This is a genomic window from Cryobacterium gelidum (genome assembly GCF_004403985.1).
In the GTDB taxonomy this organism is placed as follows: Bacteria; Actinomycetota; Actinomycetes; order Actinomycetales; family Microbacteriaceae; genus Cryobacterium; species Cryobacterium gelidum.
Window position 1 is genome coordinate 351,339 of the sequence record NZ_SOHL01000003.1, and the last position, 24,502, is coordinate 375,840.

Sequence of the window (24,502 nt, forward strand, 5' to 3'; positions counted from 1 at the left end):
TCACATCCGAAACAGGCCGAAGGCGGGCTCTGGCAGGGGTACGGCTGAGCAGACGCCGAGGGCGAGGCCGAGCACCGTGCGGGTGTCGGCCGGGTCGATGACGCCGTCGTCCCAGAGCCGGGCGGTTGAGTAGTACGGGCTCCCCTGTTCTTCGTACTGCTCGGCGATCGGCTTCCTGAACGCCGTTTCGGCCTCGGCCGGCCATTCCTCACCGCGCGATTGGATCTGTTCGCGTTTAACGGTCGCGAGGACCGCGGAGGCCTGCGGGCCACCCATCACCGACACGCGGCTGCCGGGCCACATCCACAGAAAGCGCGGCGAGTAGGCCCGGCCGCACATGGAATAGTTACCAGCGCCGAACGAGCCGCCGATGATGACGGTGAGTTTGGGGACGCGGGTGGTGGCAACGGCGGTGACCATTTTGGCGCCGTGTTTGGCGATGCCGCCGGCCTCGGCGTCTTTACCGACCATGAAGCCGGAAATGTTCTGCAGAAAGATCAGCGGGATGCCGCGCTGGTCACACAGCTCGATGAAGTGCGCGCCTTTCTGCGCTGATTCGGCGAACAGGATGCCGTTGTTGGCGACGATACCGACCGGGTGGCCGTGCAGGTGGGCGAACCCGGTGACGAGGGTGGTGCCGTATTCCTTTTTGAATTCGTGGAACTCGCTCGCGTCGACGAGTCGGGCGATGACCTCGCGCACGTCGTAGGGCTGCTGCACGTCGACGGGGACGACGCCGTAGAGGTCGGCGGTTAGTGCGGCTGGCTCGCGCACGGGCAGCACGGGCCAGGCGGACCTGGCAGGTGGGCGCAGGGTCGACACGATGTCACGCACGATCTGCAAGGCGTGTTCGTCGTTTTCGGCGAGGTGATCAGTGACGCCGGACACGCGGGAGTGGAGGTCACCTCCGCCGAGATCCTCGGCCGAGACGATCTCGCCGATCGCGGCCTTGACGAGGGGGGGACCGCCGAGAAAGATGGTGCCCTGGCCGCGCACGATCACGGTTTCGTCGCTCATCGCGGGAACGTAGGCGCCGCCGGCCGTGCACGAGCCGAGCACCGCGGCGATCTGCGGAATGCGGGCTGCTGACAGCCGTGCCTGATTGTAGAAAATACGACCGAAGTGGTCACGGTCGGGAAAGACCTCATCTTGACGCGGCAGGAAGGCGCCGCCGGAATCGACGAGATAGACGCACGGCAGCCGGTTCTCGGCGGCGATCTCCTGTGCGCGCAGGTGCTTCTTGACGGTGAGGGGGTAGTAGGTGCCGCCCTTGACTGTGGCGTCGTTGCAGATGACGAGCACGGGGCGGCCGTGCACCTGGCCGATTCCGGCGATGAGTCCGGCGCCGGGACTGTCGTCGTCATAGACGCCGGTGGCGGCGAGCGGCGCGATTTCGAGAAAGGGGCTGCCCTCATCGAGCAGGCGGTCGACGCGCTCCCGCGGGAGGAGCTTGCCGCGCGCGATGTGCCGCCGCCTGGAGGCCTCCGGACCGCCGAGCGCGGCCGCGGCGAGGCGCAGGCGGAGATCGGCGACGAGGGCGCGCTGCTCGGTGTCGTTGGCACGAAAGGTCGGGGCGTTGTGGTCGAGCTCGCTGGTGAGTACGTGCATCTCGGCCCGCGTCTCCTTCGACTTGGCGCCAATCACAGTTAATGATCGGTAACTCAGATCAGGTTAGCTATTGTTAACTGAAATGTCCAGCAAACAGAGCCCGTCCACTCCGCGCAGCCAGGCCAAGGCCGACCGGCGCACCGCCCTGCTCGGCGCAGCGGCCACGCTGTTTGCGCGTTCGGGCTTCAACGGTGTCTCGATCGAAGACCTCGGTGCCGCCGTCGGAGTGAGCGGACCGGCGGTATACCGCCATTTCACCGGCAAGCAGGCCGTACTCGCGGCCCTGCTGGTCGGCGTGAGCGAGGACCTCGTCGCCGGAGGCCGCACCGTTGTCACAGCGACGACGAATGCCGCGACCGCCCTGCACTGCCTCGTGCGCTTTCACGTTGATTTCGCCCTAACGAACCCGGACGTGATCCGCGTGCAGGACCGCGACCTCGACAGCCTGGCCGTGTCGGACCGGCATCGGGTGCGGGCCCTACAGCGCGAGTACGTGGAACTCTGGGTGCAGGTGCTTCAACGAGTGCACCCGACGGTCGACGAGGCACAACTGCGCATTCGCGCGCACGCGACCTTCGGGCTGGTGAACTCGACACCACACAGCGCACGCGCCTCGGTGCAGCCCGCCGTGCGCGCCCTGCTCGAGGAGATGGCCCTCGCAGCCCTCGGCCTGCCCGGCGCATGACGTTCAGGCGTGAACTAATACCCGAGTGCCAGGCGCACGCCGAGGGCAATCATCACGACGGCAATCACAGCATCGAGTACCCGCCACGATGCCGGCCTGGCGAACAACGGGCGGAGTAGGCGCGCCCCGAAGCCGAGTACCGAGAACCAGATGACGCTGGCCGCAATGGCGCCTCCGGCCCACCACCAGCGTTCCGCCGTGCCCTGCTGGTTCGCGACGGCACCCAGTAAAAGCACGGTGTCGAGGTAGACATGCGGATTCAGCCAGGTGAGGGCGAGCACCGACATGACCGCGACCCGCATTCCGGTTGGGGCCACGACCCCCGACACCAGCAGCGCTCCGGGGCGAATCGCCCGGCGAGCCGCCAACAGCCCGTAAGCAATCAGGAATGTGGAGCCCAGCACGCGGATCACGACGATTGCCACGGGCGCTGCGGCTATGACCGCCCCCAGTCCGAGCACTCCGGCCAGGATCAGCACGGCATCCGACACCGCGCAGATCACAACGACAGGAACGATGACCCGGCTACGCCCCTCGATGCCCAGGCGCAGCACGAACGCATTCTGCGACCCGATCGCGATGATGAGGGAGAGCCCGGTCGCGAGTCCCAGCAGGGCAGGTAGCAGAGTTGTCGTCACCCGTGCAACGCTAGGTCCTCTGGGCTTCGGTTGGGGCATACTTCCTGCGCAGCGGTGCGCCGGCGAGATCGCCGGCGGTCGTCTGGTCGACCTGGCCCCGAGGCGACGGTCGAACGGCTCTCCGACCGGTCTAGCAGCTCAGAAGGCTGCGGTGCAGACGCAGAGCTCGTTGCCCTCGACGTCGGCGAGTACCCACCAGTCGGGCGCGTGTTCGTCGCTGAGCAGTACACCGCCGGCCTCGAGCACGGCCGCGACCCGGTCTTCGGCCGCGTCGCTCGGCACGTAGACGTCCAGATGGATACGGTTGCGTTCGGTGCGGGCGATCTCCATGTGCTGAAACCAGATCTTGGGGGCGAGGCCACGCGGGTCGAGCAGTTCTACACCATCGTCGCCGGTGACCTCGCTGTAGCCGAGGCCGACCCGCCAGAAGGGGCGCACGGCATCCGCGTCGGCGCAGTCGATCGCGATGTCGTAGCGGGTTGGTGGCTCGGCCCGTGCCGAGGCGTCGAGGGTGTCGGCGATCTGCTGCACACGGGCCGCGAGGTCCAGGTCGCGCACGGTGACTCCCCCGGCATCGTGCGAGGTCAGCACGAGCGACACCGTGCCGTAGCCGAGGCGCACGTCGGGGTGGTGGTTCAGGGCCTCGGCGACCTCGCCGACCCGGTTGACGAGTTCCAGAGCCGACGCGAAGTCCGCCGTGGCGAACGTGGCGTGAAGGGATCCGTCGAGATGCACGAAAGCCGTGCCCTCCAGCTGCTTCTTCGTCGTTGAGGGGGCGAGGAGTCCGCCGTGAGCGTTCATGTCTCCACTGTCCTCCGCCGCCGCACCGCGGTCAACCGTCAGACCATGGTCAGTACCCGGGCGGGGTCGGCAAGGATGCTTCCGATGTCGGCGAGAAATCGGGAACCCTGCTCGCCGTCGACCAGGCGGTGGTCGAACGACAGGCTGAGCGTGAGCACCTTGCGCAGCGCGACCTGCCCGCGATACTCCCACGGCTGCGAGCGGATGGCGCCCATCGCAAGAATTGCCGCCTCGCCCGGATTGAGAATGGGCGTGCCGGCGTCGATGCCGAACACTCCGATATTGGTGATGGTGATCGTGCCCCCGGACAGCGCCGTCGGGGTGGTCGTGCCAGCCCGCGCCGCGGTCGTGAGCGTGGCGAGCGCGGCAGCGAGGCCGCGCAGGTCGAGCCGGTCGGCATCGACGATGTTCGGCACGAGCAGCCCGCGCGGGGTCGCCGCGGCGATGCCGAGATTGATGTGGTTGAACTGCACGATTTCGCCGGCCCGCTCATCCCACCGGGTGTTCACCGCGGGGGTGCGGCCCACTGCCAGGCAGAGGGCCTTGGCCACCACGGCGAGGATTCCGATTCCGGCGTCGGCAAAGCGCCGGTCCGCGCGCAGGGAATCGAGCAGCTCGACGGTCGGCGTGACGTCGATGGTGAGAAACTCGGTGACGTGCGGCGCCGTGAACGCGCTCTGCACCACGGCCGCCGCGGTGAGCTTGCGCAGGCTCTTGATCGGCGAGCGTGTCTCGCGCTCGGCGGCGCCGAGAGCCGCGCCCTGCTCCGGGAATGATTCCGGGGCCCCGTGCAGCGCGGGCGCCGGAACCGACTCCGTGACGTGGGTACGCACGTCATCCCGGGTGATCAGGCCATCCCGTCCGGTTCCGGTGACGGCAGCGAGGTCGATCCCGAGGTCACGGGCCAGGGAACGCACCGGCGGCGTCGAGCGCGGGCGTTCTCCGGCCGATGTCGCAGCAGGCGTCACGGCGACCACACGCTGGTCAGCCTGGTCGGCCGCCGGCACCGGGGTCCCGGCAGCACCCGGGCGGGCACGACGCTGGGGGTGGCCGCCACTCTCCACCGCGGGGCCGTAGCCGACCAGGTTGGCTTCGCGCTGCTCGGCCAGAGCTGGGCCCGACGCGGGGGTCGGAGCGGCGTCCTCCGCTGTTGGAGCAGAGTCGGGTTCAGCGGCGCCGCCGATGTCGAACGAGACGATGGGCTCGCCGACGTGCACGACCACACCGGCCGGCTGGTGCAGCACGCGCACGACTCCGGCGAACGGGCTCGGCAGCTCGACCACGGCCTTGGCCGTTTCGACGTCGGCGATGTGCTGGTTGAGCGTGACCTCATCGCCCGGCGCCACGAGCCAGGCGACGATCTCTGATTCGGTTAGCCCCTCCCCGAGGTCGGGCAGGTTGAAGACCTTGATCATCGTCGCCCCATAACCCGGTCGACACCGTCGAGAATGCGATCAAGATCGGGCAGGTGGTGGCTTTCCAGCTTGGCCGGCGGGTATGGCACGTCGAAGCCGGTGACCCGCACCGGCGCAGATTCCAGAAAGCTGAAGCAGCGTTCGGTGATGGTCGCGATGATCTCCCCACCGAGACCGCCCGACTGCGCCGCCTCGTGGGTCACAACGAGTCGCCCGGTTTTACGAACGGATGCCTCCACCACCGCATAATCCACCGGTGACAGTGAGCGCAGGTCGATGACCTCGATCGAGATGCCCTCGTCGAAAGCGGCGAGGGCCGCGTCCCGCGCGGTCGTCACGAGCGCGCCATAGGCGAGGAGTGTGACATCCGTTCCCGGTCGCACGATGACGGCCCGCTCCATCACAAGCCCGAGCTCTGGCACGACCTCGCCCTTCACGTGGTAGCGGCGCTTGGGTTCGAAGTAGAGCACCGGGTCGTCGCTCGCGATGGCCTGCCGTATGAGGCTGTAGGCGTCTTGAGCGTTGGAGACGGCAATGACGCGCAGGCCGGAGGTGTGGGTGAAGTAAGCCTCCGGCGATTCGGAGTGGTGTTCGGCCGCGCCGATGCCGCCGCCGAACGGCACCCGAATGGTGATCGGCATGCGCACGGCCCCCTGGGTCCGGTAGTGAAATTTGGCGACCTGACTGACGATCTGGTCGAAAGCGGGAAAGATGAAGCCGTCGAACTGGATCTCGCAGACCGGGCGGTAGCCGCGGTAGGCGAGGCCGACTGCGGTGCCGACGATCGCGGATTCCGCGAGCGGCGTGTCGATGACCCGGCGAGCACCGAATTGCGCGAGCAGGTCACTCGTCACGCGGAAGACACCGCCGAGGGCGCCGATGTCCTCTCCGAGCAGCACGACCTTGGGGTCATCGAGCATGGCCTGGCGCAGGCCCTCGTTGATGGCCTTCGCCACCGTGAGGGTCTTCGTCTCACTCAGCGGGGTAGGTTTCGGCGCATTGAGACCGGGAACCGTCGACACGATTGCCGGGGTCATCAGGGTGGTCATGGTCGTCACGCCTTTCGGTTCTGTTCGGCACTATCGTGTTCCGTGCCAAAGCTCGTGAGGTAGCCGGCATAATCGCTGCGCTGGCGTTCGAGGGTTGCATTGGGGGTCGCGTAGACATGGTCGAAGACGCTGAGCGGCTCGGGGTCGGCCATGCCGATGCAGCCGGCGCGCAGTTCGGCGGCTGCGGCGTCGGCGAGGGCCGCCGTTTCCGCCTCGACCTCCGGGGTGATTTCACCGAGACTGGTCAGCAGCCGGTGCAGGCGCAGCACGGGGTCGCGCGTCTTCCACTCGGCGAGTTCGGCCGGATCGCGGTAGCGGGTGGGATCATCCGCTGTGGTGTGCGGCCCCATGCGGTAGGTGACGGCTTCGATGAAGGTGGGTCCGCCTCCGGTGCGGGCCCGGTCGAGCGCGATGCGGGTCGCCGCCAGCACCGCGATCACGTCGTTGCCGTCGATGCGGAGGCTCGGGATGCCGAAGCCCGGGGCACGATCGGCGATGTTGCGGTGCGCCTGCACTCCGACCGGCTCGGAGATGGCCCACTGGTTGTTCTGGCAGAAGAAGACCACCGGGGCCTGGAAGCTCGCCGCGAAGACCATGGCCTCGTGGACGTCGCCCTCGCTCGTGGCGCCGTCACCGAAGTAGGCGATGGCGACGGAGTCGACCTCGTCGCGCTGGGCGCCGAGCGCCCAGCCGGTGGCGTGCAGGGTCTGCGCGCCGATGATGATCGCCGGGGTCGCCATATTGACCGTGTACGGGTCCCAGCCCGACTGCGCGTTGCCGCGCCAGACCTTCACAATGTCGCTCACCTTGACACCGCGGCAGTACGCGACCGCGTTCTCGCGGTAGCTCGGAAAGATGAAGTCGTCGCTGCGCAGGGCGCGGGCCGAGCCGATCTGGGCAGCTTCCTGGCCGAGAAGCGGCGGCCACAAGCCCAGCTCGCCCTGGCGTTGCAGGGCGGTCGCCTCGGTGTCGATGCGACGCACCACGACCATGTCCCGGTAGAGCGCGAGCAGGGCCGGCCCGTCGAGGTCGGCGACCCAGGGGTCGAAGTCGCCGCTGGGCATCCGTTCGCCATCGAGCGAGAGAAGCTGCACCAGCTGGGGGGAGAAATCGATCATGGTTCGCTCCGAGCGTCATTGCTAAAGTTGACGTGAGCCTATGTCGACCGGACAGAGAGCACAACTGCCGTCAAAAATAGTGAGCAGAGTGCCCTATTCAGACTCGCCAGACCATGTTAATGTTTTGCACTATGTACAGCCTTGATAAGACCGACACCAAGCTCCTCCAAGCGCTCTCGGACGACCCGCGCAGCACCTTCGTCGCGCTCGCCGACACCCTGGGTCTCTCCCGCAATACCGTGCAGGCCCGCATGAAACGATTGGAAGATTCCGGCGCCTTTCTCGGCTTTGATCGCCGCATCAATCCGGCCGCCCTCGGCTACCCCCTGACCGCGTTCATCGAGGTGCACGTGCAGCAGAAACGGCTCGCCCAGATCGTGCTCGATCTCGCCCTGATCCCCGAGATCGTGCAGGCACACGGCATGAGCGGGCAGACCGATCTGCTCGTGCGGGTGGTTTGCACGGACGCCGCCGATCTGTTTCGCATCGACGGCACAATCCTCGCCTGCGATGGTGTGGAACGCACCGAGACCTCGCTCGCGATGGGCGAGGTCATTCCCTATCGGCTCACTCCGCTGCTCGACCGACGCGGGTAGGCGGCACCCGTCCGCCACGATCTATTTGCTATATTCTTTATATAGTTATATAAAGAAGTAATGAAGTTATGCGTTGATCGTCTTGCCGTCACCAGACGCATGGCAGAATCCGTCGTCTGCCCGTCTCTCTTCGACGTCGGGTTCCCCACAGAAGGCACCAGCTTCGTGAACATCCATGCAGACCGGGGGCTCGTGTGAGTTTCCTGCGATTGGCCACGCTTATTCGGCACGGCGCGCGCATCGCCGAACCGGCCGCGATCGCTCCGCCCCTGTTCGACGGCGCGCAGGTCTTCGGCGGCAGCGTGCAGGTGCGCTTCATCAACGCCGGCGGCTGCAACGACTGCGCGCTCGAGGTGGCAGCCGCGTTCGGCCCGGTCTACGACGTGGAACGCTACGGCGTGCGCCTGGTTCCCTCACCGCGACACGCCGACGTGCTGCTCATCGTCGGCAGCGTGACCCGCAATATGGCCCAGCCTCTGCTGCGCACCATCGAGGCCACCCCCACGCCCCGGTTCGTGATCGCGGTCGGTGATTGCGCCCTGCACGGCGGCGCCTTCCGCGATGGTTACGGCGTCATCGGGCCCGTTTCCGATTTCGTGCACGTGGATATCGAGGTGCCGGGCAGCCCGCCAGAGCCGACCGATATTGTGCGAGCCTTGCGCCGAATGACCGGCCGATGACCGGAATGGAAGCAGGATTGCTCCTGCAAACCGAAATCGAAGCGGGACTGATCCCACAAACCGGACTGGAAGCAGGATTGCTGCTGCAACTCGGGCTCGGCGCGCTGGCCGTGCTGACCGCCCTGACAGCGGCACCGTTCCTGCGGTCGCGGGCTGTCGGCATCCTCTGCACCCTCATCGCAGTGACCGGCTTTCTGACCGGCCTCGTGGCCATGCTCGGCGGCACCGGTGGCCTGCGCATTTCGATCGCCCTGCCCATGGACCCACTGCTGCTGGCCCCCGACCGCCTCGGCGGCCTGTTCATGCTCATCGTCTCGGGTGTCGGCATTCTCGTGTCGCTCTACTCGATGAGTTCCACCCATGGACCCGACGCGAGCCGCACCGCCTGGGTCGCCATGCCGGTGTTCCTGGTTGGCATGCAGCTCGTGCCGGCCGCGACGGATTCGGTCTCGTTTCTGCTGGCCTTGGAAATCATGACCCTGGGCTCCACCGTGCTGCTGCTGGCCGACCATGCCAGCCGCGCCACTGTCGCCTCGGCGGGAATCTGGTACTCGGCCATGTCGCAGCTGAGTTTCTTCTTCATTCTGGCTGGCTTCGCCGTGCTCGCCGCCGCCTCGGGCGGAACGAGCTTCAGCACCCCGCAAGCGATCGAACCCGGGCCTGCGAACGTGGCGTTCGTGCTGTTCCTGCTCGGCTTCGGTGGCAAGGCCGAACTGGTGCCGCTGCACGTCTGGGTGCCACGGGTGCTCCCCGAAGCGCCCAGCCACGTTTCAGCCGCGATGAGTGGCGCCATGGTCAAGATCGGTGTCTACGGCGGCCTGCTGGTGTGCGTTCGGCTGCTGCCCGACGGGCCCGCCTGGTGGGGCATCGCCATCATGGTGGTCGGTGGCGCTTCCGCTCTCTATGGCATTCTGCAGGCTTCCGTGTCGAGCGATCTCAAGGTGCTGCTCGCCTACTCGACGACCGAAAACATGGGCCTGGTCTTTCTCGGGCTCGGCGCCAGCCTGCTGCTGCGCGGCTACGACGCCACAGCGGCAGCGGATGCCGCGCTCGTGGCCGCCCTGCTCCTCGCCGTCAGCCACGCCGCGTTCAAATCGACGCTGTTCCTGGGCGCCGGCGCCATCATCCACGCTACCGGGGAACGCAACCTCGACCGGCTCGGCGGGCTCGGTGCCCGCATGCCCGTCACCGCCGCCGCGTTCGGCGTGGCCAGCCTCGGCGCCGCCGCCATCCCGATCACGAGCGGTTTCGTCGCCGAGTGGATGCTGCTGCAGTCGCTCATTCACGGCGGTCGTCTGGACGGGGCGGTCGTCTCGGTCACAGCATCCGTTGCCATGCCCCTCGCGGTCGCCGTGATCGCCCTCACCGCCGGCCTCGCGCTGCTCACCTTCGTCAAGGCCTACGGCATCGCGTTTCTAGCCCGACCGCGTAGCGCCGAAGCAGCAAAGGCGCGCGAGGTGCCGCCGCTCATGCAGCTCTCGCTTGCACTCGGCGCCCTCTTCGTGCTCGCCCTCGGGCTGCTCCCCGGGCCGATTGCCGCGCTCGTCGGGCACACCGTCAGCTCGAATCCGAGCGCCGCCGTGCAGTCCATCGGTCTCGGCGGCGTCTCGCTGCCGGGTATCGGGGCGGTGCTCGACCCGATCATGCTCGTCGTGCTGTCGGCGCTGGTCGCCATCCCGGTGATCGTCTCGATCATCGTGTCCGCCCGCGGACATCCGCATCGCACGGTCGACCTGCCCTGGGGCGGCGGCGGCTCCCGGGCGAGGCCGCGCATGCAGTACACCGCGACCTCCTACGCCGAACCGCTCGTGCGGGTCTTCGACGACGTGCTCAAGCCGTCGCGTGACGTGCAGGTCACCCACGTGGCCGAGTCCCGCTATCTGGTGGAACGGGTGCGGGTGGAACAGCGCGTCTCGGACGTCTTTGAAACCCGGCTGTATCGGCCGGTACTCAACCTGTTCCAACGCTACGGAATCGTCGTGCGGCACGTCGCCAACGGCAGCATCCACCGCTACCTGTCCTATTCCTTCGTTGCTCTACTGATCGTGCTGATCGTGGTCTCACTATGAACGCCGTCATCAGCGCCATCATCATCGCCGTCGTGCAGGTCGTTCTGTTCGTCTTCCTCGCCCCACTGCTGATCGGGGTGATCCGCCAGGTTCGGGCCACGATCGAAGGTCGCGCCGGTGCGGGAATCTGGCAGCCCTGGCGGGACCTGCGCAAGCTGCTCGCGAAAGACCCGGTGCGCGCCGCCGAGAGCAGCTGGATGCTGCGGGCCGGGCCGGTCGCCCTGACGGTCTCGAGCCTGTTGCTGTGCGTCTTGCTTCCACTCGTGGGTACCATCTCGTTCCTGACCATTCCCAGCGACCTGTTCGTCGTTGTCTCGGTCATGCTGATCGGCGTGGTCGCACTGGCCCTGGTCGGCCTCGACGGCGGTACGGCGTTTGGCGGCATGGGCTCCAGCCGGCACATGACGGTCGCCGCGCTCGTCGAACCGACGCTGCTGCTCTCGGTCTACGCACTGTCGATCCCGGCCGGAACCAGCACCATCTCTGCCATCGTCGAAACCCGCCTGCTCTCCCCCGAGATCATCATCTCGCCGGTCAGCGTGCTGGCCCTCGTAGCGTTGTCGATCGCGATCATGGCCGAAACGGGTCGTCTGCCGGTCGATAATCCGGGTACCCACCTCGAAGTGACCATGCTGCACGAGGCGATGACCCTCGAAGCGAGCGGGCGCGACCTGGCCTGGCTCGAGGTCGGCTCCTGGCTGAAGCTGGCCGCCCTGCTCGGCCTGGTCAGCAACCTGGCCGTGCCGTGGGGCGTCGTCACGGATTTCAGCGCCCTCGGCCTGGCTGTCGGCGTCGTCAGCATTGCCGTGAAGGTACTCGTGCTCGGCGTGATGCTGAGCATCGGCGAGATCTTCCTGGCCAAGGTGCGCCTGTTCCAGGTGCCCGAGCTGCTCGCGGGTTCTTTTGCCCTCGCCTTCCTCGCCGTCACCGCCTCCTACCTGGTCGCCTGAGGAGCATCCGTCATGTTTGAAACTTTCTATCCCCAACTGATCGGCCTGTGCACCGGGGCCCTGCTGCTGACGAGCGCGCTGATGGTCTGGCGGCACTCCCTGCTCGCGTCGATCCGGCTACTCGCGCTGCAGGGCATCGCCCTCGCCGCTCTCGTCGCCGTGATCGGCATCGCCGAGGGCGAATCGGAGCTGGTGCTCGTGTCGCTCCTCATCCTTTCGGTAAAGGGCATCGGCCTGCCGTGGGTGCTTGCGCACCAATCCAAAGCGTCGATCAAGCAGATTCAGGAATCGCCCCGGCTCAACCCGACGGCCGCGCTGCTCGCCGTTACCCTGCTGACCATCCTCAGCTACGTCGTCGTCAGCCGCGTCTTCGGCCTCGGCGACAATGAGACCGGCCATGCCGCCCCGATCGGCCTCGCCATGGTGCTGATCGGCTTTCTCCTGTTGATCAGCCGGCGCCGCGCCCGCTCGCAGCTCATCGGTTTTCTGCTGCTCGACAACGGCATTGCCACCATCGCCTTCCTGACCAGCGGCGGCGTGCCGGTTCTGCTCGAGTTCGCCGTCTCCCTCGACGTTTTGCTGGTCGTGCTCATTTTGCACGTGTTCACCGGCCGTATGCGCACCAAGTTCGGCGGCACCTCCGTCGATCAGCTCAGAGAGTTGCACGATTGATGTCCTTGGTTCTGTGGATTCCCCTCGTCGGCCCGCTCGCTTTCGCCGGCCTCGGCCTGCTGCTGCGCAACTCGACGCTCCACCGCTTCGTCGGCGTGGCCGCGTCGAGCGCCGTGCTCGTTTCTGGGCTGCTCCTGGTCAGCGCGGCGCTCGACGGCACCGTGCCGTCGAGTGGCGGCGGCATGCTGCGCGCCGATGCGCTCTCGGCCTACATGCTCGGCGTCGTCGGGGTGGTCGGGCTCATCTCCACCTGGGGCGGTCTCAGCCCCGCTACGCCCCACCCCACCGAGGATGCCGCCGGCTACGAGGCGCTCATCGCCCTGTTCCTCGCCGCGATGTCACTCGCCGTACTCGCCGACAGCATCGGCCTGATGTGGGCCGCGGTCGAAGCAACGACCATCGCGACCGCGTTCCTGGTCGGTCACCACCGCACCCGCCGATCGCTCGAAGCCGCCTGGAAGTACGTCATCCTCGGTTCGGTCGGAGTGGCCATCGCGCTGCTGGGTATCGTGCTCATCTACGCCGCCTCGGTCGGCACCGACACCCCGACCCTGTCCTGGCTGCTGCTGAGCCGGTCCGACCTCGGCCTCGACCCGGCGCTCATCACCGCCGGCGGCGCCCTCGCCGTGCTCGGTTTCGCCACCAAAGCGGGCCTCGCCCCGATGCACAGCTGGCTGCCGGACGCCCACAGCCAAGCCCCGGCGCCGGTCTCCGGCCTCATGTCCGGCGTACTGCTCTCGGTCGCTCTCTACGCCATCCTGCGCATCCAGTCGATCACCAACCTCGTGATCGGCCCGGAGTTTCTGCGCATCATGCTCAGCATCGGCGGCCTGCTCTCCCTGCTCGTGGCGGCCTCCCTGCTCATCCGCCAACGCGACTATAAGCGGATGCTCGCCTACTCCAGCATCGAACACATGGGTCTGATGGCGATCGGTGTCGCCATCGGACCGGCCGCGCTGCCCTCGGTACTGCTGTACATTCTGGGCCACGGCCTGATCAAGGCGACCCTGTTCGTGATCTCCGGACGCATCCTCTCGGTCGAAGGCACCCCGGTGATCTCGGACGTGCGCGCCCTGCTGATACGACGGCCTGGCCTCGCCGTACCGTGGCTCATCGCCATGGCCGCCATCGTCGGTTTTCCGCCGTTCAGCATCTTCTTCTCCGAAATCGGCATCTTCATGGCCGGCTGGTCGGTGGGCCTCGGCGGCGTCGTCGCAGCGGCCCTCATGCTGCTGCTCGTGATCTTCGCCGCGTTCACCCGACTGACCGTGCAGATGACCATCGGCGCTCCCCCGGAGGGCGTTGCGTTCACGCCCGACTACTCGGCCCACGGGCCACGCCTGCCGATCATTCTGGCCCTGGCGACGACGGCGACGGTCGCGTTCGTCGCCGAACCGGTCGGCACCCTGCTGCTGCAGGCCACAGCTGTTCTGGGAGGTACCAACTGATGACTGACGAGCAAACGCCCCACGACCCGGCCGCCGACACGAACCTGGCTGCTGGCGGGGCCGAACTGCGCCACCTCGACCGCTCCAGACTAACGAGGGAGGCCGGCGCACTGCTGGATGCCGGCAGCCGCCTGGCCCTGGTCGCCTGCCACGAGGACGATGACGACTTTCGCATCGTCTATTCCTTCGTCGGAGTCACCCCGTCGCAACGCGCCGACCTCTCGGTCAGGGTGCCGCGGGACGATGCCTGGATCCCCAGCCTCGCCGAAATCTCCCTGTCGGCCGGTAACTTCGAGCGCGAACTACGCGACTTGTATGGCGTCGTTCCCCGCAACCACCCGCAGCCGCACCGCCTGGTGCGCCACGGCCACTGGCCGCGCGGCTGGTACCCGATGCTGCGTGCCAACGCCGTCGTGCCCGAGTTCGAGCCCGACGTCGAATCGTTTCCGTTCGTGCCCGTGGAAGGCCCCGGCGTCTACGAGATTGCAGTCGGTCCCATCCACGCCGGCATCATCGAGCCGGGTCACTTTCGATTCTCGGTCGTCGGCGAGACCATCGTGCGCATGGAAGCCCGCCAGTGGTATCTTCACCGCGGCGTCGAGAAGGTGTTCGAGGGCAAGACCGCCGCCGCGGGAGTGCTTTTGGCCGAGCAGATCAGCGGTGACACCGCCGTCGGCCACTCCCTCGCCTACGTCATGGCCGTCGAGCAGGCCGCCGGTATCGAGGTCTCCGAGCCCGACCGGCTGCTGCGCGCCCTGCTACTGGAGCTCGAACGGTTGTACAACCACGTGACCGACCTCGGTTCCCTCGCCAATGACGTGGGCTTCGGCATCATCGACGCCCATGCGCAGGGTTTGCGCGAGCAACTGCTGCGCATCAACAAATCGGTCACCGGGCATCGCCTGCTGCGCGGCGCCCTCAGCGTCGGCGGCACGCGGGTGAACGCACTCCCCGATGCGGCCGAGCTCACCAGCGTGAGCGCGGCCATGGCCGAACTGGTCGGCATCACGCTTGGCCACGCCATCGTGCGCGGTCGTTTCACCGGCACTGCCCGGCTCTCCAACGGGCACGCGACCACGATCGGAACCCTCGGCTACGTCGCCCGCGCGTCCGGCATCGCTACGGATGCTCGCACCCAGCATCCGTTCGTCAACCTCGGTGAGGTCTTCCACGTCGTCACCGAGGAGGGTGGCGATGTCCTAGCCCGGTACACCGTGCGCGCCCGCGAGGTGGAAGTCTCCACCGCCCTCGCCCTGGACCTGTTGCGGCGATTGCACGGCCACACCGGAACGGCCTTCATCGTGAATCCGACGTCGGCCGGCACCGGGCTGGGCCTGGTGGAGGCGTGGCGCGGGACAGTCACCCACCGGGTCGAACTCGCCGCAGACGGCACGCTCGCCCGGGTAAAAATCGTCGACCCGTCGTTCTTCAACTGGCCCGCCGTACCGCACGCCCTGTCGGAGACGATCGTTCCTGACTTTCCGCTGGCCAACAAGAGCTTCAACCTCTCCTACGCCGGAAACGACCTGTAGCGATGGCCTCACTGCGCGAAGTAGCCGCGAGCGATGAGGTGATCACATAAGCGACACGGGCCGACAGTTGTCTGACTCCTGTCGGCACAGCGTACCGAGACGCTATTCCTTCTCGAGGTGCTGGAGCATGGCGTGCGAGTCGGTCAGGTTGGCCAGCACCATGCGCTTGGCCGCCGCCAGCAACTCGACCGCGCTCGGGTCTCGCAGGGCATAGAAGATGGAGTTGCCCTCGCGGCGGGTCGCGACCACGCCAGCGCGGCGCAGCACGGCGAGCTGCTGTGAGAGGTTGGACAGCTCGCAGCCGAGCCCTTCAGCCAGCGAACCCACCGAACGTTCCCCGGCAATGAGCTGCTCCAAAACCTGCACGCGCAATGGATGCCCGAGCGACTTGAACAACTCGGATTTCAATTGCGCGGCGGGGAGACCAGAAGACATCACAGCTTTAGTATATCGCTACTTTATAATTCCTTCATTTAGATGATGCCGCGACGCGGGCTACGGCCGACGCAACACCCCATCGTTGGCGAGAGCCCTCGTGTAACCGAGGCTGTTTCCGAGCGCGTTCGGGTGAAAGTTCGCCACCGCAAACGGGTTCAGCGGATCAAATGCGAAGTACGGAATCCCGGATCCGATACCGTGTCCGGCGAATTCCTGTGCGGCGTCGACAAAGCGGATGCGCGGAGTCGCCATGGCCGCGACGGACCCGGCGATGACGCCGTTCAGGGCGTCGGTCGCCGTGTTCAGCAGATCGCCGAGCGGGGAGAAACCGGGTTTGAACTGGCGCGGGTAGCTCAGTACCGCGATCTTCGCCTGCGGGACGGCCGCCGCCACGGCTGAATAGGTGGCCACGAGCTTCGGGGCGAGAACACCCAGCGCGGCCAGGCTATTATCGATGGCGCCGCTGCAGACCGGGCTGGTCGGGTCGGGGGCGCACGCCGCCAGAACGGCGTTCGAGCCGGCATCGATGCCACCGACGGTTATGGTCACCAGGGCGGTGCGCGTGCTGACACCGCGGAGCTGCGCCGGGATATCCGCCGTGCTGGCGCCGGAGCAGGCCTGGTTGGCGACCAGCCGATACGGGCTGACCAGGGCCGCGATCGCCGGGTAGCTCGCCCGCTTGCTGCGCAGGCACAAGGTGCCGTCGCTCGCGTACGGCGGGGCTCCCTGACCGGCCGTGAATGAGTCACCGAGAGCGACATAGCCCAGAGCGGATGCCGCACTGGACTGTGCGCTGGACTGTGCGAGCGCCGGAGCGGTTGCCACGCCCGCGACCAGGCCGACGGTGAGCAGGGAGAGGGCGCCGAGGCGCGACAGGAAGCGCACGATTAACCGATGATTTGCCATGCGCTGAACGGTAAACCCGGTGCGGGAAGTCGGCAAGGCATGGTCGCGGTTCTGCAGGCCCGCAGGCGCGAAAAAGCCCGCACTGCAAGCAGTGCGGGCCTTCCGTCTACCCGACCGACCTGGCGAGAGGTGATCGGGAGATCTAGTGGGGCAGGTTGGACCGGGGTGTTACTGCTCGGTCGAAGCGTCTGCGCTGTCGGAAGCCGCAGCGCGACCTTCGGTGTCAGCAGCCTCGTCGAGCACCGGGGCGAGCGACAGCTTGCCACGGTCATCGATCTTCGTGATTTCCACGAGAACCTTCTGGCCGACGCCGAGCACGTCTTCGACGTTCTCGACACGCTTGCCACCTGCAAGCTTACGCACCTCAGAGATGTGCAGCAGACCATCCTTGCCCGGAAGCAGCGAGACGAAGGCACCGAACGCGGCGATCTTGACGACGGTTCCGAGGAACTGCTCACCGACCTCGGGGTTGGTCGGGTTCGCGATGGCGTTGACCTGGGCGCGAGCGGCCTCGGCCGACGGTCCGTCGACGGCGCCGATGTACACGGTGCCGTCTTCCTCGATCGAGATGTCGGCACCGGTGGTGTCCTGGATCGAGTTGATGGTCTTGCCCTTCGGGCCGATCAGCTCGCCGATCTTGTCGACGGGGATCTGCACGCTGATGACGCGGGGCGCGGTGGGCGCCATCTCGTCGGGAGCGTCGATCGCCGCGTTGAGCACGGAAAGGATCGTGGTGCGGGCGTCTTTCGCCTGCGTCAGCGCGCCAGCCAAAACCGAGGCGGGGATGCCATCGAGCTTGGTGTCGAGCTGGATCGCGGTGATGAATTCGCTCGTGCCGGCCACCTTGAAGTCCATGTCGCCGAGAGCGTCTTCGGCGCCGAGGATGTCGGTGAGGGCCGCGTAGCGGGTCTGGCCGTCGACGGTGTCGCTGATCAGGCCCATGGCGATGCCGGCGACCGGGGCGCGCAACGGCACTCCGGCGTTCAGCAGCGACAAGGTGGAGGCGCAGACGGAACCCATCGAGGTGGATCCGTTGGAGCTGAGCGCCTCGGAGACCTGACGGATGGCGTACGGGAACTCCTCACGCGTCGGCAGGACCGGAACCAGGGCGCGCTCAGCGAGCGCTCCGTGACCGATCTCGCGGCGCTTGGGCGTTCCGACCCGACCGGTTTCACCGGTGGAGTAGGGCGGGAAGTTGTAGTTGTGCATGTAGCGCTTCTTGGTGACCGGGTTCAGCGAATCGATCGACTGCTCGAGCTTGAGCATGTTCAGAGTGGTGACTCCCAGAATCTGGGTTTCGCCGCGCTGGAAGATGGCCGAGCCGTGCACGCGCGGGATGACCGCAACCTCGGCGTCGAGCGGACGGATGTCCGCCAGCCCGCGACCGTCGATACGGATGCCCTCGTCGAGAACGCGGGAGCGCACGACGAGCTTGGTGACCGACTTGTACGCCGCATTGACCTGGTTGTTGGCGCTCGCGTCGAGCTGACCGGCGTCGACCTTGGCGGCGATGGCGGTCTTGACGGATGCCTTGAGCGCGTCGTCGGCGTTCTGGCGTTCGACCTTGTCGGCAATCGCATAGATCGTCTTGAGCTGGTCGTAGGACAGCGCGGCGACGGCGTCATAGGTCGCCGGCTGGTACGGCGGAAACAGGGCGAAGTCGGCGGTCGGCTTGGCGGCAGCGTCGGCTACCTGCTGCTGTGCGAAAACGAGCTGCTTGATGAAGGGCTTGGAGGCCTCAATGCCCTGAGCGACAACGGCTTCGTTCGGCGCAATGGCGCCACCCTTGATCAGGTTCCAGGCGGCGTCGGTCGCTTCGGCCTCGATCATCATGATCGCGACGTCCTGCGCGCCGGCGGCATCCGTGACCACGCGGCCGGCGACGACCATGCTGAACACAGCATCGTCCAGCTGCGAGTGCTTCGGGAAGGCGACCCACTGGCCGCCACCGTTCTCGTCGGGGATCAGGGCGACACGAACGCCACCGATCGGTCCGGAGAACGGAAGACCGGCGAGCTGGGTCGACATCGAGGCCGCGTTGATGGCGAGAACGTCGTAGAGTTCGTCGGGCTCGATGGCCAGGACGGTGATGACAACCTGGATCTCGTTGCGGAGACCGTCGACGAACGACGGGCGCAGTGGCCGGTCGATCAGACGGCAGGTGAGGATCGCGTCGGTCGAGGGACGACCCTCGCGACGGAAGAAGCTGCCCGGGATGCGGCCGGCAGCGTACATGCGCTCTTCGACGTCAATGGTGAGCGGGAAGAAGTCGAAGTTGTCCTTCGGCTGCTTGCTGACGCTCGTGGCGGAGAGCAGCATCGTCTCTTCATCGATGTACGCGGCGGCAGAGCCCTGCGCCTGCTGGGCGAGACGCCCGGTTTCAAAACGGATGGTGCGCTTGCCGTACTTGCCGTTATCGATAACGGTTTCGGCGAACGTGATTTCTGGACCCTCCATGTGGGGGTTTTCTCCTTTAGGTTTGCTTCTCGCCATGCTGGCGATGAAGGCTCGCGTGCCCATATGGCAGGCGAGTGGGACAGGGAGCAGTGTCAAACGGCGTAACCGCTGGCCATCAGAAGAAACTCACCACCACGTGCAAACCGTGTTGGAAAATCACCACCGACAACCAGCGTTCTACCGGGCCGCTCCAGATAACCGGCCAATCCCAAGATTAACCGCCTTAATTCTAACAGACCCTCCAGAAACCGTCGGTCCTGGCACGGCAGCAGGGGCGCGCGCATCGGCGTGGCCCGCGGTCGGTACCGAATGGGTCTTGGTGGCTGCCCCGGTCCCCGGCCCTAAGGCTGGGTGACCGACGCTTTCGCGCTCTCCGCAAGGGCAGCACGCTGCTTGATGCCGAGCACGGAATGGCGACGACCGTAGGCGAAGTAGACAATGAAGCCGACGGCCAGCCAGACCGCAAACCGCGCCCAGGTGAGCGTGGTGAGGTTGAGCATCAGCCAGAAGCACAGCCCGGCCGACAGAATAGGCAGCACCGGCGAGAACGGCACCTTGAAGGCACGAGGCAGGTCTGGTCGCTTCTTGCGAAGCACGACGACGGCGATGCTGACCAGAACAAAGGCCGACAGCGTACCGATGTTGATCATTTCTTCCAGCACGCCCACGTCGGTGAGCCCGGCGATGAGAGCGACGGCGGTGCCGGAAATGATCTGGATGCGGGCCGGAGTGCGGCGCTTCTCGCTCGTGACGCTGAGCCAGCGTGGCAACAGACCGTCGCGACTCATCGCGAACAACACCCGGGAAAGACCGAGCAACAACACCATGATCACGGTTGTGAGGCCCACCAGGATTCCGAGGGAGATAACCTGCGCGGCCCACCCGGCGCCGACGGCAACAAATGCGGTCGCCAAGGAGGCATTGGGGTCATCGGCCAGCACCGTGTACGGCACCATGCCGGTGAGCACCAAGCTCACGCCGAGGTAGAGCACGGTGACGATGGCGAGGCCGGCGAAGATGCCGCGCGGCAGGGTCTTCTGCGGGTTCTTCACCTCTTCGGCGCTCGTGGCCACGACGTCGAAGCCGATGAACGCGAAGAAGACCAGGGAAGCGCCGGCGAGCAGGCCGAACAGGCCGTACTGGGCGGGAGCCGCACCGGTCATGAAGGAGAACAGCGACTGCATCCAGACATCATCGCCGCCGCCGGTCGTGGGAACTTCGGCCGGAATGAACGGGGTGTAGTTTTTCGGATTAATGAAGAAAGCCCCGACGACGATGACGAAGACGACGATGGCGACCTTGATGATGGTGAAGACGCTCGCAACCCGAGCGGAGAGCTGAGTGCCGAGCACGAGCAGCGCGGTGAAAATGGCCACGATGACGAAGGCACCCCAGCTGACGTCGAGCCCCAGCACGCTGATCGTAGAAGGAACGTTCCAGCCGGCCAGGTCGAACACTGTGCTGAGGTAGATGCCCCAATACTTGGCGATCACGGCAGCAGCGGTAAGCATCTCGAGGATCAGATCCCAGCCGATGATCCAGGCGAGCAGCTCGCCGAGGGTGGCGTAGGTGAAGGTGTAGGCGGAGCCGGCGACCGGCACAGCGGAGGCAAACTCGGCATAACACATGATGGCGAGGGCACAGGTGAAGGCGGCCAGCAAGAAGGCGAGCGTGACAGACGGACCGGCATAACTGCCCGCTGCCTTGGCTCCGACCGAGAAAATGCCCGCGCCGACAGCCACGGCGACACCCATGATCATGAGGTCCCAGGTGCCGAGGGTCCGTTTGAGACTATGGCCCTTCTCCAGCGAGTCTGCGATGGAATCTTCAATACTTTTGATGCGCCAGAGACTCATGCGTGGTGGGGTCCGATCCGTTTATTACCGACCCTCCATGCTAGCGCTCGAGGGTCCGCATGCGACCGGGCGAGGTTTTTTGGGTCGGCATCTCCGTGTGAATCTGGCCAGAGGCATCCGTTTTCACAACGCGGGGTAAACAAAACGGGCCGCCACCTGCAAGGTGACGACCCGTTTGTAAGAAGTTCGCGTTATCAACGCTGCATTCGCTGGAAGAACGTTAGCGACGCAGGCCGAGGCTGCCGATCAGTGTGCGGTACCGAGTAATGTCGATGTCCGACAGGTAACCGAGCAGACGGCGACGCTGACCAACCATAAGAAGCAGGCCACGACGTGAGTGGTGGTCGTGCTTGTGCTCTTTCAGGTGCTCCGTGAGGTCGAGAATGCGCTGCGTGAGCATTGCAATCTGAACTTCCGGGGACCCGGTGTCGCCTGGGTGGGTAGCGTACTTTTCGATGATCGCCTTCTTAGCATCTGGTTCGAGTGCCATAAAGTGGGATCCCCTTTCTCTCACTGCGCGGTGCCCTTGGCTGAATGCCTGAGCTCTCTTTATCCGCGGCCGTTGAACGGCAACCTACATACTTTAGCAGAGTGGGCGGCCGACGCGGTCACGCTGGGCGAATTTGAGACCCGTCTCAGGTCGTGAGTACACCCAGCACGTCTTCGAGAGCGAGCAAAAAATGGTCGGCGCTGGCGACGCTGAGGCAGAGCGGCGGCTTGATCTTGAGTACGTTCTTGAAGTCGCCGGTGGGCTGCACGATGCAGCCGCGCAGCAACAGTTCGTCGCAGATCATGGCGGCGACGGCGGTGGCCGGCGTGAAGTCCTCCCGATCACTCACCAGTTCGACGCCGAGGTAGAGCCCCGTACCGTAGACCGCACCGACCAGATCGAATCGTTCGCCGAGACGCTCGAGTCCCCGCTTCAGGTGCCGACCAACCGCCTCGGCATTTTGCTGCAGGCCTTCGTCGCGCATGATGTCGAGCACGGTGAGGCCGATGCGGCAGCTGAGCGGACTGCCACCCGCGGAGGAGAAGAAGGGTCCGTCATCGGCGAAACGTTCGGCAATGTCCCGGCGGGTGATCACCGCCCCGAGCGGATGCCCGTTGCCCATCGCCTTGGCGATGGTGATGATGTCGGGAACCACGTTTTGCTGTTCGGTGCCCCAGAAGTATTGGCCGAGGCGCCCGTAGCTCACCTGCACCTCGTCGGCGATGCAGAGCCCGCCGCGCGAGCGCACTTTCTCGTAGACTCCGGCCAGGTAGCCATCGGGCAGCAGCACACCGCCGGCGTTGCCGAACACCGGTTCGGCGATGAACGCGGCGACCGTGCGTCCGTCTCCGGCGAGGGTCTGCAGGTCGCCGTCGAGATCGCTCAGGTAGTGCGGCGCCGATTGCAGGCCCCGGTATTTGCCGCGCACGGCGTTCGGTGCCTCGACGAGATGCACCCAGTCCGGCCTCGTTTCCAGCGCCCGCGGGTTGTCGGCGACCGAGGATGAGATGGCATCCGCTGCCATCGACCAGCCGTGATACGCCTCCCGCACCGCAAGCACGGTGTCATGGCCGGTATGGGTCAGGGCCAGGCGCAGGGCCAGGTCGACGGCCTCGGTGCCGCTGTTGACCAGGAATACGGTGTCGAGGGGGTCGGGAGCGAGTTCGGCGAGGCGCTCGGTGAACCGCACGAGCTCTTCGTAGTGAAAACGGGAGTTGGTGTTGAGCAGCGACCACTGGCTGCGTGCCGCCTCGGCAATGCGCGGGTGACCGTGTCCGACGGTCGTGACGTTGTTGATCATGTCGACGTAGCTCTGGCCGTGAGTGTCGATGAGGTGGTGTTTCCAGCCGCGTTCAATCTGCGGCGGTGCCGCGTAATAGTGTTCCTGCACGCGCGCGAAGACCGTGTCGCGGCGCTGCAACAGGGCGGCTGGGTCGGCGAGCGGGCGCATGGTCGCCAGCCCGAGCAGGGCAGAGGGGTCGGGGCAGACCCGTTGCCACAGCACAGCGCTCGACGGTGCGACGAAAAACGGGGGGCGGATGCCGCGGAGCCGGCCGGTCTGCACCGTCACCCGGGCGATGGCCGTGCCGTGCCGTGCTCCGATGGAGCGCGCCCCCACGGCGCCGGAGATCGTGCCGAGAGCGGTTCCGGCTCGAATGGCCTGGCCGTCGAGGGCGGCAGCGTCGACGCCGGTCAACCAGAGGTCGTAGTTGCCGCCTTCCAGCCGAACCGTATCGGCATCGACCACCACCACGGTCGCGTCGATCGGCGCCATGACCGGGGTTTCGGCAGACAGATACACCTCGACGCCGAGAGCCAGGGTGATCGACTCGTCGGCCGTGTCTCGGCGGGTCTGCGACAGCCGGTACTCGCCGTAACGGGTGACGGCGTGGCCGAGATGGGCTGCGGCATCCGCTGCCACCCGCTCGTCAATGCCGGGCTCGAGCCAGCTTCCGGCATCGAACACGGCGCTCGTGACCGACAGGTCGATGATGGCCGCCGGCTCCAGTGGGCCGAACAGGGGGTGGTTGCCGGCCACGACCGGCGCGCCCTCGTCGGTCAACGCCAAGCGAATGAGGGCTTCGATCTGCGCTGCGGTTTGGTCGGCCGCCGTGTCGAAGGCGAGCCACTCCCTGGCACGGTTGGCATCGGCGTAGTCGTTGTCACCGTCGAGGTGCACCTGCTGTTCGCCGCTCACGACGAGTACCGCCGTGCGCAGCACGATCAGGGGCCACAGGGCGGTGAGTTCGGCGTCGGTGAGCGGCACCTGCGCGGCGAAAGCCTCGATCGTGTCGAGAATGGCGAGTGGATGCTGCGGGCTGCGGTAGAGCACGCACGCACATGTCGCGGCAAGCTCGGCGATGATCCAGCCGTGGGCCACATCGCCGAAGTCGATCACGCCGGTGATGGTCTCGGCGACGTCCTCCCGGCTCACCACGTTGTCGTCGGTCAGGTCACCGTGAATGGTCTGCACCCGCAGTTCGGCGGCGACCCGTGCGAGCTGCTGCCGGGCGGCGTCGGTGACCCTGCGCAGTCGCTCGCGGCGGGCATCGTCGTCGACGGCGGGAAGGAGGGCGTCGATGACCTCGCCGCCGCGCCGCAGGTCCCACTGCAGAAACCGGTCGGCTCCCGGGTGCTCGAAGTCGGCGAGGCCGCGAACAATGCGACCGGCCACGTCACCGAGCGAGCAGATCTGCTCGTTCGAGAGGCGCACGGAGTCGGTCAGCGGATGCCCGTCGACATAGGTCAGCAGGCGCAGGTCCAGGTTTTGTCCGTCGACGGTGACGCGCTGAATCGCACGGCCGTCGATCCCGACAACGACTGCGGGAACGTCGAGTCCAGCGCTGTCGAGGTGCGCCAGGGCAGCGTTTTGAGCCTCGAGCTCGACCGTGGCGATGGCCGGGTTGGAGACTTTGAGAACGACGGTGGCGGTATCCGTCTCGATGCGAAAGTTGCGGTCTTGGTGGCTGCCGAGTTCCCTGACGGTGCCCGTGACGCCAAACCGATCGCGGGCAAGTTGGGTCGCCTGCGCGAGCGTCAGGCGTGGGCGCGGCAGGTGGAAGGGGCTGTGCTTGGTCATTGTTCTCCAGTCACG

At 66.5% G+C, this 24,502-nt stretch carries 20 protein-coding genes; 8 read left to right on the forward strand and 12 right to left on the reverse strand.

The window, feature by feature from the left end:
• Nucleotides 1-1,608, reverse strand: coding sequence for a carboxyl transferase domain-containing protein (locus tag E3T50_RS01820; RefSeq protein ID WP_134550291.1), 1,608 nt, complete (start codon nt 1,606-1,608; stop codon nt 1-3).
• Between the two features lie 82 nt (nt 1,609-1,690).
• Between E3T50_RS01820 and E3T50_RS01825 the strand changes: the two genes are divergently transcribed.
• Complete coding sequence (locus E3T50_RS01825) at nt 1,691-2,293, forward strand: SACE_7040 family transcriptional regulator (protein ID WP_134550292.1); 603 nt, start codon at nt 1,691-1,693, stop codon at nt 2,291-2,293.
• A 14-nt stretch (nt 2,294-2,307) separates the two neighbouring features.
• Here the strand turns inward: E3T50_RS01825 and E3T50_RS01830 are convergent, their stop codons facing one another.
• The 5 genes from E3T50_RS01830 to pdhA all read right to left on the reverse strand — a co-directional run bounded on the left by E3T50_RS01830 (nt 2,308) and on the right by pdhA (nt 7,314).
• On the reverse strand, nt 2,308-2,931 hold the full coding sequence (locus E3T50_RS01830; protein ID WP_134550293.1) for a LysE/ArgO family amino acid transporter: 624 nt from the start codon (nt 2,929-2,931) through the stop codon (nt 2,308-2,310).
• A gap of 138 nt (nt 2,932-3,069) precedes the next feature.
• Entirely contained in the window at nt 3,070-3,732 is a 663-nt protein-coding gene (locus E3T50_RS01835; RefSeq protein ID WP_134550294.1) for a VOC family protein, read from the reverse strand.
• Nucleotides 3,733-3,770: 38 nt separating this feature from the next.
• Nucleotides 3,771-5,147: a dihydrolipoamide acetyltransferase family protein gene (locus tag E3T50_RS01840; protein ID WP_134550295.1), complete on the reverse strand. Its 1,377-nt coding sequence runs from the start codon at nt 5,145-5,147 to the stop codon at nt 3,771-3,773.
• Nucleotides 5,144-6,196, reverse strand: a complete 1,053-nt coding sequence (locus E3T50_RS01845) for an alpha-ketoacid dehydrogenase subunit beta (protein WP_277612653.1) — start codon at nt 6,194-6,196, stop codon at nt 5,144-5,146. Before E3T50_RS01845 ends, E3T50_RS01840 begins: the two co-directional genes overlap by 4 nt.
• A 5-nt stretch (nt 6,197-6,201) precedes the next feature.
• Nucleotides 6,202-7,314 (reverse strand): pyruvate dehydrogenase (acetyl-transferring) E1 component subunit alpha, encoded by a 1,113-nt coding sequence (pdhA, locus tag E3T50_RS01850; protein ID WP_134550296.1) that lies wholly within the window; start codon nt 7,312-7,314, stop codon nt 6,202-6,204.
• Between the two features lie 131 nt (nt 7,315-7,445).
• Here pdhA and E3T50_RS01855 point away from each other — a divergent pair, with 131 nt between their 5' ends.
• From E3T50_RS01855 to E3T50_RS01885, 7 genes are all read left to right on the forward strand, one after another.
• A complete protein-coding gene (locus tag E3T50_RS01855; protein ID WP_134550297.1) occupies nt 7,446-7,910 on the forward strand; it encodes an Lrp/AsnC family transcriptional regulator in 465 nt (154 codons plus the stop codon).
• Nucleotides 7,911-8,104: 194 nt separating this feature from the next.
• Entirely contained in the window at nt 8,105-8,590 is a 486-nt protein-coding gene (locus E3T50_RS01860; protein WP_134550298.1) for an NADH-quinone oxidoreductase subunit B family protein, read from the forward strand.
• Nucleotides 8,587-10,659 carry a proton-conducting transporter transmembrane domain-containing protein gene (locus tag E3T50_RS01865; protein ID WP_198417921.1) on the forward strand — a complete coding sequence of 691 codons (2,073 nt, stop codon included), beginning with the start codon at nt 8,587-8,589 and terminating at the stop codon, nt 10,657-10,659. Before E3T50_RS01860 ends, E3T50_RS01865 begins: the two co-directional genes overlap by 4 nt.
• Entirely contained in the window at nt 10,656-11,609 is a 954-nt protein-coding gene (locus tag E3T50_RS01870) for a respiratory chain complex I subunit 1 family protein (RefSeq protein WP_134550299.1), read from the forward strand. The genes E3T50_RS01865 and E3T50_RS01870 overlap by 4 nt, the downstream gene beginning before the upstream one ends.
• A 12-nt stretch (nt 11,610-11,621) precedes the next feature.
• On the forward strand, nt 11,622-12,281 hold the full coding sequence (locus E3T50_RS01875; protein WP_134550300.1) for a hypothetical protein: 660 nt from the start codon (nt 11,622-11,624) through the stop codon (nt 12,279-12,281).
• Nucleotides 12,281-13,729 carry a proton-conducting transporter transmembrane domain-containing protein gene (locus tag E3T50_RS01880; RefSeq protein WP_134550472.1) on the forward strand — a complete coding sequence of 483 codons (1,449 nt, stop codon included), beginning with the start codon at nt 12,281-12,283 and terminating at the stop codon, nt 13,727-13,729. Before E3T50_RS01875 ends, E3T50_RS01880 begins: the two co-directional genes overlap by 1 nt.
• A complete protein-coding gene (locus E3T50_RS01885; protein ID WP_134550301.1) occupies nt 13,729-15,261 on the forward strand; it encodes a hydrogenase large subunit in 1,533 nt (510 codons plus the stop codon). Before E3T50_RS01880 ends, E3T50_RS01885 begins: the two co-directional genes overlap by 1 nt.
• 102 nt (nt 15,262-15,363) lie before the next feature.
• On the opposite strand, the gene E3T50_RS01890 is transcribed toward E3T50_RS01885, so the two are convergent.
• The 6 genes from E3T50_RS01890 to E3T50_RS01915 all read right to left on the reverse strand — a co-directional run bounded on the left by E3T50_RS01890 (nt 15,364) and on the right by E3T50_RS01915 (nt 24,487).
• Nucleotides 15,364-15,696, reverse strand: a complete 333-nt coding sequence (locus tag E3T50_RS01890; RefSeq protein WP_134550473.1) for an ArsR/SmtB family transcription factor — start codon at nt 15,694-15,696, stop codon at nt 15,364-15,366.
• Nucleotides 15,697-15,756: 60 nt separating this feature from the next.
• A complete protein-coding gene (locus tag E3T50_RS01895; protein ID WP_134550302.1) occupies nt 15,757-16,605 on the reverse strand; it encodes an SGNH/GDSL hydrolase family protein in 849 nt (282 codons plus the stop codon).
• 168 nt (nt 16,606-16,773) lie between these two features.
• The gene (locus tag E3T50_RS01900) at nt 16,774-19,062 is read right to left on the reverse strand and encodes a polyribonucleotide nucleotidyltransferase (protein ID WP_134550303.1); all 2,289 of its coding nucleotides are present in this window, start codon (nt 19,060-19,062) and stop codon (nt 16,774-16,776) included.
• Nucleotides 19,063-19,403: 341 nt separating this feature from the next.
• Nucleotides 19,404-20,918 carry an amino acid permease gene (locus E3T50_RS01905; RefSeq protein ID WP_134463863.1) on the reverse strand — a complete coding sequence of 505 codons (1,515 nt, stop codon included), beginning with the start codon at nt 20,916-20,918 and terminating at the stop codon, nt 19,404-19,406.
• 220 nt (nt 20,919-21,138) lie between these two features.
• Nucleotides 21,139-21,408 (reverse strand): 30S ribosomal protein S15, encoded by a 270-nt coding sequence (gene rpsO / locus E3T50_RS01910; protein ID WP_092112143.1) that lies wholly within the window; start codon nt 21,406-21,408, stop codon nt 21,139-21,141.
• Nucleotides 21,409-21,553: 145 nt separating this feature from the next.
• Entirely contained in the window at nt 21,554-24,487 is a 2,934-nt protein-coding gene (locus E3T50_RS01915; protein WP_134550304.1) for an aminotransferase, read from the reverse strand.
• Between the last annotated feature and the right edge of the window lie 15 nt (nt 24,488-24,502).

What these genes read in the sequence shown, in the direction of transcription:
- E3T50_RS01820 (WP_134550291.1), bottom strand. Translation starts at nt 1,608, where the DNA reads ATGCACGTACTCACCAGCGAGCTCGACCACAACGCCCCGACCTTTCGT.
- E3T50_RS01825 (WP_134550292.1), top strand. Translation starts at nt 1,691, where the DNA reads ATGTCCAGCAAACAGAGCCCGTCCACTCCGCGCAGCCAGGCCAAGGCC.
- E3T50_RS01835 (WP_134550294.1), bottom strand. Translation starts at nt 3,732, where the DNA reads ATGAACGCTCACGGCGGACTCCTCGCCCCCTCAACGACGAAGAAGCAG.
- E3T50_RS01840 (WP_134550295.1), bottom strand. Translation starts at nt 5,147, where the DNA reads ATGATCAAGGTCTTCAACCTGCCCGACCTCGGGGAGGGGCTAACCGAA.
- E3T50_RS01845 (WP_277612653.1), bottom strand. Translation starts at nt 6,196, where the DNA reads ATGACCACCCTGATGACCCCGGCAATCGTGTCGACGGTTCCCGGTCTC.
- pdhA (WP_134550296.1), bottom strand. Translation starts at nt 7,314, where the DNA reads ATGATCGATTTCTCCCCCCAGCTGGTGCAGCTTCTCTCGCTCGATGGC.
- E3T50_RS01855 (WP_134550297.1), top strand. Translation starts at nt 7,446, where the DNA reads ATGTACAGCCTTGATAAGACCGACACCAAGCTCCTCCAAGCGCTCTCG.
- E3T50_RS01865 (WP_198417921.1), top strand. Translation starts at nt 8,587, where the DNA reads ATGACCGGAATGGAAGCAGGATTGCTCCTGCAAACCGAAATCGAAGCG.
- E3T50_RS01870 (WP_134550299.1), top strand. Translation starts at nt 10,656, where the DNA reads ATGAACGCCGTCATCAGCGCCATCATCATCGCCGTCGTGCAGGTCGTT.
- E3T50_RS01875 (WP_134550300.1), top strand. Translation starts at nt 11,622, where the DNA reads ATGTTTGAAACTTTCTATCCCCAACTGATCGGCCTGTGCACCGGGGCC.
- E3T50_RS01880 (WP_134550472.1), top strand. Translation starts at nt 12,281, where the DNA reads ATGTCCTTGGTTCTGTGGATTCCCCTCGTCGGCCCGCTCGCTTTCGCC.
- E3T50_RS01885 (WP_134550301.1), top strand. Translation starts at nt 13,729, where the DNA reads ATGACTGACGAGCAAACGCCCCACGACCCGGCCGCCGACACGAACCTG.
- E3T50_RS01890 (WP_134550473.1), bottom strand. Translation starts at nt 15,696, where the DNA reads ATGTCTTCTGGTCTCCCCGCCGCGCAATTGAAATCCGAGTTGTTCAAG.
- E3T50_RS01895 (WP_134550302.1), bottom strand. Translation starts at nt 16,605, where the DNA reads ATGGCAAATCATCGGTTAATCGTGCGCTTCCTGTCGCGCCTCGGCGCC.
- E3T50_RS01900 (WP_134550303.1), bottom strand. Translation starts at nt 19,062, where the DNA reads ATGGAGGGTCCAGAAATCACGTTCGCCGAAACCGTTATCGATAACGGC.
- E3T50_RS01905 (WP_134463863.1), bottom strand. Translation starts at nt 20,918, where the DNA reads ATGAGTCTCTGGCGCATCAAAAGTATTGAAGATTCCATCGCAGACTCG.
- rpsO (WP_092112143.1), bottom strand. Translation starts at nt 21,408, where the DNA reads ATGGCACTCGAACCAGATGCTAAGAAGGCGATCATCGAAAAGTACGCT.
- E3T50_RS01915 (WP_134550304.1), bottom strand. Translation starts at nt 24,487, where the DNA reads ATGACCAAGCACAGCCCCTTCCACCTGCCGCGCCCACGCCTGACGCTC.